We start from the raw sequence: 8,519 nt of genomic DNA, 5'->3' as shown, positions 1-8,519 counted from the left end.
TTTATTTTTGTTGAAGCTGGTATTTCTAATGGTTTAGTGGGCGAATATTTGAATTTTATAAACAGTAAACAATCTGTTGTGGGTAAGAAAAGTACAACCGAGTTCGGTCAGAGGATAAGAGGGCAATAGCCACATAAAAAAATAGCCAACCGCAAAGAGTGCGATTGGCTTATATACATGTGAACAAAATCAAGTTCACTAACAACGTCAGTTGGCTAGGTGACCCTCGGCTTAAGAAGGGTCGATTTATATAATGCAGTTACTGTGCCAACTTTAATATGCCCTAAAATACGTAGTTTCTGTGACATGCGTTGCTTAAAGTTTGAGTATGTTTGCAATTTGCAACTGCGTTATGCAATTTGACTCTATTATGCTAATGATTGATTAATAAACAATGAACCTTTTAAAGCATGACTAAACTCGCCGTTCCTAAAAAGGCGAAAAAACCAACTACATCTGTCACTGTTGTTAGAATCACCGAGCCAGCCAAAGCGGGGTCCAATTTAAACTTATCCAGAATAATGGGAATCAGCACACCAAATAAAGCTGCGGTAATAATATTGACGATAATGGCCAGCGCGATGGTTCCCCCAAGAACCGGAGATTGAAACCACAATCCGGCGAGCCCGCCGATGATTAACGCCCAAGCAATGCCGTTCAGAGAGCCAATACCCAACTCATTTTTCAAAAGCTTGAAGCGGTTACCTGGGGTGATCTGATTAAGCGCCATCGCACGAATCATTAGAGTGAGCGTTTGGCTGCCAGCAATGCCCCCCATGGATGCAACAATTGGCATGAGCACCGCCAAAGCCACCACCTGCGCAATTACATCTTCAAATAGTCCGATAGTGACAGACGCCAAAATCGCAGTAAGCAGATTGATGCCTAACCAAACACCGCGCTTTTGCGAGCTTTTTAATACTGGCGCAAACAAGTCATCGCCTTCATCCATACCTGTACCGGCCATCAAACGTGCTTCGTAGATTTCACGCTGTGTACTCAATGCAAACTGCCAATCGACTTCACCGATCAGTGTTTGGTCTGCATCAGTTACAGGGAGAGCGGGCAGTGTGCTGTGTTCTAATGCCTCTACCGCTTCAGGAAGCATCATTTTACTGTCTAGAACCGTCACAGCCTCAATAACGAGTATTTTTAAGCGAGTATCGGGGTCACCACGTAAGATATCGAAGTAGTTGACCGTTCCACGATACTGTTTATTACGATTAATCAGATACACCTGTTGAGGCGTGTCGTAGCTATAGCGCTCCATTAACTGCTTAGCTGTCCCAATCGTAATGTTGAAGGGCAGGGTGATGATCTTACGTTCAGCCCAGTGGCCGAGTTCTTCATCAGCATACTCGTTTGCTTGATCGTAAAGTTCCAACTCATCTTTTTCTATCAACGAGAGCGCTTCGTTGATGATCGACTCTGGCAACGAATCGGCCCATTCGATGAGCGACAAGTTGTCGAGTTTAGCGAGAGTTAGCTTTAGCTCGACTTCAGATAACGCATTGATGATAGAGAAACGTACGTCCGCACGCATTTCCGTTAACACGTCGATATGTAGCTCTAGTGGTAAAGCTCGCCATAAGCGAACACGATCGTCGATTGGAAAGGCTTCTAGAATCAGGGCAACCGCGCCGGGCTCGAGGCCCGCTTCAATAGATTCATTGAGCGTTGCGACTTGATCCGCTTCTTCGGCTTGGCCAATTTGCTGGATTAGAGTGGAGAGATCTTGAAACTTGCTCACCGAGTACCCCGATAGTTAATTCGTTTTATGGAAGTATGGCATGTTATTGAGATGCACAACTATGCACCTTAACCTTGCTCAAGGTACTTGAAAGTAACAGAAAAACAATAGGCTATTCGCTGTTGATGGTGAGATATGGCTGTACCAATTGGCGAATGTTCACTTTTGCGCCAATACGGGCTGCCAGCAAGTACATTCCGCCGATTTTTCTGTGTAAAAATAGAGCATCTGCTGGTGGAGTATGCCAGTATTCTTGCTCCATGCTTAGAATGGTGCCAGCCTCGCGAAGCTTTTGTGCTAAGCCGCTGGCTTTAAAGTCATAAGGCTCATCAACTAACATCGGTTCACATGCCATTTTCACTAGATCGAGAATCGCTTGGCGTTGGTCTGGAAGGATGGTTTGGCTGAAGAAGCCTATTTGTTCAAGCGCATTATTCAAGCCTTGTTCGTCATTGTTAACGACAGATGCGAAAGCTTGGCGATAACCAGTGCTGAACCGCTCGCTGTACTCTCGAGTGGCCCCGAAATCTAGCAAGCCGATTTGACGAGTGTTTTCGATATATAAGTAGTTGGCGAAATTTGGGTCGGTTTGTACCATCTTAAATTCGAACAGCTCCCTGAACAGTAATTCGAGTAGGCTGTGCATGACAAAATCTCGCGTACTCTGATCATAATGTTCGATTTGCTCAATCGGGCTACCATCAATGAATTCCATCGCGAGAACGGAGTCTGAGCAACTTTCAGTATGAATCTTGGGCACCACAAAATGAGGGTGCTCCTTCAAAGCGTCATGATAACGAATGGCAAATTGTGCCTCTCGTGCGTAATCGGCCTCGTCATGTAGCTGCTTTTTCGCTTCTTCGAGTAATCCTTTGTAGTCGACAGACTCGGGAATCAACCCAACGACCTTGAGCAGTGTACCGACATTATCGACGTCGCTATCGATACTTTTCCGTATGCCCGGATATTGCACTTTGACGGCTAGGTTATCGCCCGCATCGCTGTAGGCTTGGTGCACTTGTCCTATTGATGCACTGGCGATTGGTTTGAAGTTAAATGACAGAAACTCAGCTTTCCAATTCGTTCCCAGCGAACTTTCCATTACTGCGTTGAGTTGTTTTGCAGGCATTGGGTCTGCGTTGGAACGAAGACGGGAAAGAATATCGGCAAGTTCAGGTTCTAAAACATCACCAGCATCCATTGATAGCATTTGACCAAGCTTCATTGCAGCGCCACGCAGGTGAGCAAGTTGGTCAGTTAAGCGCGCGATGTTCTGTGGCGTCAGCAAGAGGTCTTTCGCTTTTGGTTTGTTGCCTTTGGCTATCTGCTTCGTGCCTTCTGCAATCACATTGCCTGCGACACGGGTAGCAAGTGAAGCGAACTTGCTGAATCTTGAGATGCGATGGGTAGGTAGGCTTCTTTCCTTTGCCGACATGAATCTTCTCCGCTATTTACTAACTAATTGTTATACGGGAAAAGGATATGTTTGGATACAAATGAAAGAAAAACCGCCAGCGTAACTGGCGGTTTGCGAGTTTAGATAGAGTAGAAGAAGTACAGTTGAGACTTCATTCGGATGATGATCCCGCGAATCACATCTAAGAAGGCCATGAAGCCTATCGGTTTTTCACCGCTGACCCATGCGAGGCCAACAGAGCCAACAGGGATGTCGTAGCCTTCTGGCTCATCAATCTTAAGACGAACAAAGTGGTGTTTGTTCTGTAAGTTCTTTCCAGTGGTGACACGTACGGAATCATCGAAACCCAGTAGATTACCTTGTGACTCACCTGTTGCTTCAACAATGCCTTCGACGGTCGCTGAGAAGATCTTACCTGGGTAAACGGACGAAGAGAATTCCGCTGGCTGACCCGGTTTGATGTTACGAATCGCCTGGTGGTTCACTCGCATTAGTACGTACTTTTCGTTGGTGTACATGTTGATACGCGGCATCATTGATACACGCTGACCTTCACGCAGGATAAAGTTGGTGACAAAGCCATCTGTTGGGGCATGAACTTTTGTGCTATTCAAATCCCATTGCGCTTTTGCAATTTGCTCTTTCGCTTGGCGCAGTTCGGCTTGTTTGGTTTCAACTGCAAGTTCCGCTTTATGAATCGCCAGTTTTGCACGGGAAATATCGACTTGTTTCTTCTTGATTTGAGACTCAAGGGTCAACACGTTGTGACGTGCCATATCAACCGCACTCGATTGTTTGTCGATATCGCTTTCCGTGATGGTGTTGTGCACCACTCGGTTTTGCTCAACATAACGATCTAGCATTTTTTTCTGCAATTTGTAGTCAACTTTCGCCGCTTCCAACTGGCTCTTTGATGTTTCTAGATCTTGCACTAGCGCTTCGTGGTTAGCTTCTTCAATCTCGATGTCGCCTTTTGCTGTCGCTAGTGCGACGCGAGCAGAATCAGCGGATACGTTCACTTGATTTAATGCGATTTTGTATTGCGTTGGGTCAAGTTCATAAATGAGCTGACCTTCTTTAACTTGCTGATTCGGCTCAATGTAAATGTGGTCAACTTTACCTTTTACATTGGTTGAATCTGGACGCAATTGGATGTGTGGTGACTGCACGACAGAACCGCCGGACAAATCCATCGGGGTGAAGTTAATCAAACCTACCCAGACGAACATCAGCCAACTCAAACCGCCAAGATAAGCGAACGATTTGGTTGCTTTGTTCCAAGGCATGCCAACCAAACGCAGCAGATAGATGAAGAGTGCCCATACCGCTAAACCTTCTAACATTATGCTTCCTCTTTTGGCTGTGTTTCTGTTTGCGGTTTACTTTTCCATGTATCACGCAGATTGATGATGGCTTTTTCCATATCAACGAATGCAAAGATCACGGCTAGCACCCAAACCCAGTGCCAGACAAACCCTATCCAGGTCAGCGTAGTGATGAGCCCTATCTGATGATGGTCTTTGCTGTGTGCTTTATTGATAGGTAATTCATGGATTTTCCAAAAGCCGTAACACGCGCCCGCGACACTCGCGATTAAAACGACAGCAGCGACAACATGTAACGCCGTATCTGCGCCTGTACCGACAAATGGGACACTCAGTAAACTCATTAAACACTCCTCTATCAAACTGTTGGCGTATTGTGATCTGAATTTGATTTGCGGCTTTCTTTGTGACAGATTCAATCACTACAGGATTAAATTTGATGTGATTGGTTATGAAAACGGTTCGGTTTATTCGCGCGATGGGCATTCTAAACATACATAACCTCGCGTTATCTAAATACAATTTGGACTCGGATGAGTTAGGGATCCCAGCATCGGTGTTTCGTAACCCAATGACACTGATCCCGCTAAAAGCCGTTGCGGAATGGTACCGTTGTGTTGAACAAGCCAGTTGTGACCCGGATGTGGTGTTGAGTCTCAGCCGAGGTATTGAACTGCAAAAGCTAGGGCCAGTGGGACGCTGGTTATTCTCCGGCAATGATTTAGCCAGTACCATTCGGCGAGTGAATTATGGTGTGAGCAACCTACAATCAGGGGCGTTTTTTGCTGGCGAACAGTCGGGTAAAATCATCAAATGGACTTACCACAACCCGTTTATAGAAACGTCAGTAAAGGTGCACGATAGTATCCGCTGTGCGGTATTTATGATTAAGGTGTTACGCGAATTTCTTGGCAAAGATTACCAGCCTTTACGTGTCAAGGTTTCAGGCTCGAGAAAAAATACTGAGCGATACCGGGAATATTTCGGCTGCGAGGTGGAATGGAGTCAGCCAAAAACAGAGATATGGATCCCGGGAGATGACCGACTAGCTTCTCGCCAAGTGAGCCATCGAGAAGACAACCGTCTAGCGATGAGTTTTTCCGATTTGGATGATTTGCTTAATATGCCCGACCCAGAAGATGAGTTGAAAGTGATTTATGAAGTGGTGAATTACAGCAGCCATTATGGATTGCCAACGTTAGAGCGCGTGTCTTCTCTGCTTGATTTATCTGAACAGCAGTTTCAACGTCGTTTGCATAAATTAGGGCTCAATTTTTCGACGGTTTCTGGCTATGTATTGAGTAATATTGCAGCTGGTTTGTTGAGTAAGCGCGTGAGTATTGATGACATTGCCACGCGCCTTGGTTACACCAATGTGGCGAGCTTCAATCGTATGTTTAAGAAACATCGTGGATTAACGCCCAAGCAGTATACGGGAAGATTAGAGAAGTAGTGCTCCACTTATCTCTATGAGTACAAGCAATAAAAGCCCTCAAAAAAGTAGAGGGCTTTGTTTTTTTGCGTGTTGTTGTTTTATGTAATGGCTATTTTTTAGGGCGCCAACTTAGTGCACTTGCAACAGCGCCGATGGCAATTACATCCTTTTTTTGTTCGCTAAGTTCAGGGAGCATCTGTACCGCAATGGTACCGTTCGTCTGCACAGCGGCAATTTCTTGTGTGCCTTCCTTAAAGCTATACCCCAATGGAATGTCTACCGCCATCATGGCGTCAGGACTAGTATGTACAGTTTCTACAGTAAAGTGGGTGCTACCAATACGCACTACGCCTGTCTCTTTCTTCTCAAAGCTGATGTCGATGAGAGCGGATTTTGGCTCCATCGCAAACTCACCGACTTTTTTACCATCTTGAGTAATGTCACAGGTGTAAGGATCATTCCCACCAAAATCGACGCCCATGTAGTTAACCGACATACCGCCTCCGGTGCAGTTCAAAAGCCAAGTTTCCCCGCTGTCGATACGAGTCACTTCTGCGCCCATTGAACCTTCTTTGAAAGAGATACGGTTAAACCAACTTGAGTTAGAAGCACTGCGTGAATACTTGCCTTTGTACTTACCAGCAAAATCAAAATGGCCATCTGCACCGAATCCCCAAAAATCACCGTCGGTTTTGATCAGCATTTCTGGTTGTGCTTTTACGGCATCAGTACGATCCATGACGGCTAGGCCACCACAACCAACAAGGAGCAAGGGAGCGAATAGAATAAGTTTCTTCATGTTTTTCATTGTTTATAGCTTGGTTACATCTAGGGTTTGGTCGGTGAATTGGATGTTCTGAATGTCGTACAACTCGTCAGTGCCTGTATTTGGGCACTCAACAGAAACACTCTTTGCTTTGATAACAGTACATTCCGCCAGTTTGTGTGGCACGATATAGGTGTTGATACCGCCTTCACCATAAATGCTGTTGTCTTTGCTGTTGCCTTCAAAAGTATTGTTTTGATCATTACCGATCACATTCATCGCGTCGTCGCCAATGATCTTCACTTTTGTTAGCCACTGAGATTTGTAGGTGTACGCTTCTATCGAACCGTCTTTGTTGGGAGCCATACGGAAGGTAGGTACTGTGCCTGGATTTGTCTTTTCTGTGTAGAGCTTGACGCCCGCAGAGTCGATATTCGCGGTATATTGCAAGTATCCGTGGAATAAGCCACTGATCCAATCAACGGCTTGTGGATCTTGGGTTTGCATTTCTTCACGCGTTAACGCTTGGTAGCCATCTAAACCATGTCCGTTTGCTTTTGCTACGCCCATGTACGCTTCAAAAGCGGCAGCAAAATATTCGTGAGAATATGAAGGGCCCGTTTGTTTCACACTTTCAGGATCGAAGTCGTCCGATTTCCAATCGTCCCAGTCATACTGAGTAGGGCGCCACACTGTCGGTTTGCCCGATTGAATATCGTTATAGATGCTTAACGCATGAGCTTGAATGTCATTTTGCAGTGCCGCAGTCGCCGTGTTAGGTGCAATACCTTGCGCTTGGACCAAGTGTAAAATTTCTTCAAAAGCGGCGTCTCGTTCGGCTTTTTTACCAAGATTGGCGCAGTAATCGGCAAAATTACTCATGTAATGGCAATCGCCTTCAACTGTCAGTTCTCGATACATTAAAGATTGGCTATTCCTTAGCCAGTTTGGTGTTTCTTTACTAGTTACTAATGTTGACGCGATAGATGTGACAAGTGTATCCATATCATCTTCGTTAAGTACGATCATGCTTACAACAAACTTTTCTAGAGAACTCGTATCAAAAGAGTGTGCTAAGCCCGAGTTTGTAACTGCATCGTTCAATTTATCTTGGCGAATCAGTTCGTTGATAAAGATTTTGGTTAACATCTCATCATTCTGTTCATCGTTTTCGGTCAGCATTAGTGTGGCATCACGCTCGGCTAATGTCTTAGCGATACGAGACTTGTCAGCACCGTACTTAGAGTCTGGTTGGTTTGTGAGAAGGTGTTGGATGATTTTGGCTGCACGAAAGATTTTTTCATTATTCGCACCGTCATCAACAGCCACAATGTGAAATGTATCGTTGTTGTTTGCTTCGGAAAGGGAGATTTTCACATAGTGGGTGAAGCCAGCATCAGCAGCCACTTTTAACTTGGCTGGAAACTCTGTAGAAACGACAGTTGGGATTGTGACAGTGCTCAATGTTGGCATTGGTGGTGTTGGAGGTGTCGTTGTCGATGGTTTCGAATTAGATTCACTGCCGCCACAAGCAGTTAGACTTATCGCGCAAAATATGGCTAAAGGCGTTAATTTGGAATATCTCATTTCATGTTACTCGTAGACTTTATTAGAGCAAGAAACTTAGAAGCAACATAAAGTCCTGTCTATATAAGCAAACTAAGTCATATATGTTGATATTGTTTTTTGGTAAGACCTATTATTCGATATATTTAAAAACATAGTGGATTTTTATTCCGAATTTTATTTTCTCTGTGAAGCTATATTCTGATAATGAATAAAACCTCAGGTTATTGCATGGTTTTAGGGGTATAGAATGATTAGGA

Annotated in this window: 7 protein-coding genes; 1 reads left to right on the top strand and 6 read right to left on the bottom strand. The window is 44.8% G+C overall.

All coding sequences use genetic code 11. The features are described 5' to 3' along the window. Nucleotides 1-403 precede the first annotated feature (403 nt). The 4 genes from CAG68_RS14455 to CAG68_RS14440 form a co-directional block, all read right to left on the bottom strand. Nucleotides 404-1,750, bottom strand: coding sequence for a magnesium transporter (locus tag CAG68_RS14455; protein ID WP_086047512.1), 1,347 nt, complete (start codon nucleotides 1,748-1,750; stop codon nucleotides 404-406). Between the two features lie 112 nt (nucleotides 1,751-1,862). After that, nucleotides 1,863-3,185, bottom strand: coding sequence for an ABC1 kinase family protein (locus tag CAG68_RS14450; protein WP_017635160.1), 1,323 nt, complete (start codon nucleotides 3,183-3,185; stop codon nucleotides 1,863-1,865). A 101-nt stretch (nucleotides 3,186-3,286) separates the two neighbouring features. Beyond that, a complete protein-coding gene (locus CAG68_RS14445; RefSeq protein ID WP_161441305.1) occupies nucleotides 3,287-4,510 on the bottom strand; it encodes an efflux RND transporter periplasmic adaptor subunit in 1,224 nt (407 codons plus the stop codon). Then, nucleotides 4,510-4,836 carry an MFS transporter gene (locus tag CAG68_RS14440; RefSeq protein ID WP_025767943.1) on the bottom strand — a complete coding sequence of 109 codons (327 nt, stop codon included), beginning with the start codon at nucleotides 4,834-4,836 and terminating at the stop codon, nucleotides 4,510-4,512. Before CAG68_RS14440 ends, CAG68_RS14445 begins: the two co-directional genes overlap by 1 nt. A gap of 107 nt (nucleotides 4,837-4,943) precedes the next feature. On the opposite strand from CAG68_RS14440, the gene CAG68_RS14435 reads away from it, so the two are divergent. Next, the gene (locus CAG68_RS14435) at nucleotides 4,944-5,945 is read left to right on the top strand and encodes an AraC family transcriptional regulator (protein WP_086047510.1); all 1,002 of its coding nucleotides are present in this window, start codon (nucleotides 4,944-4,946) and stop codon (nucleotides 5,943-5,945) included. Nucleotides 5,946-6,036: 91 nt separating this feature from the next. Here CAG68_RS14435 and CAG68_RS14430 read toward each other — a convergent pair whose 3' ends face one another. Together CAG68_RS14430 and CAG68_RS14425 are read right to left on the bottom strand one after the other, a co-directional pair. Then, the gene (locus CAG68_RS14430) at nucleotides 6,037-6,726 is read right to left on the bottom strand and encodes a hypothetical protein (protein ID WP_031780978.1); all 690 of its coding nucleotides are present in this window, start codon (nucleotides 6,724-6,726) and stop codon (nucleotides 6,037-6,039) included. A gap of 12 nt (nucleotides 6,727-6,738) precedes the next feature. Then, nucleotides 6,739-8,280 carry a hypothetical protein gene (locus CAG68_RS14425; RefSeq protein ID WP_086047509.1) on the bottom strand — a complete coding sequence of 514 codons (1,542 nt, stop codon included), beginning with the start codon at nucleotides 8,278-8,280 and terminating at the stop codon, nucleotides 6,739-6,741. Between the last annotated feature and the right edge of the window lie 239 nt (nucleotides 8,281-8,519).

The sequence above is a fragment of the Vibrio sp. V42_P2S4T144 genome (assembly GCF_009904715.1).
In the GTDB taxonomy this organism is placed as follows: domain Bacteria; phylum Pseudomonadota; class Gammaproteobacteria; order Enterobacterales; family Vibrionaceae; genus Vibrio; species Vibrio alginolyticus.
The sequence above is the reverse complement of the archived record's forward strand: the minus strand, read 5'-3'. Positions and strand labels throughout refer to the sequence as shown.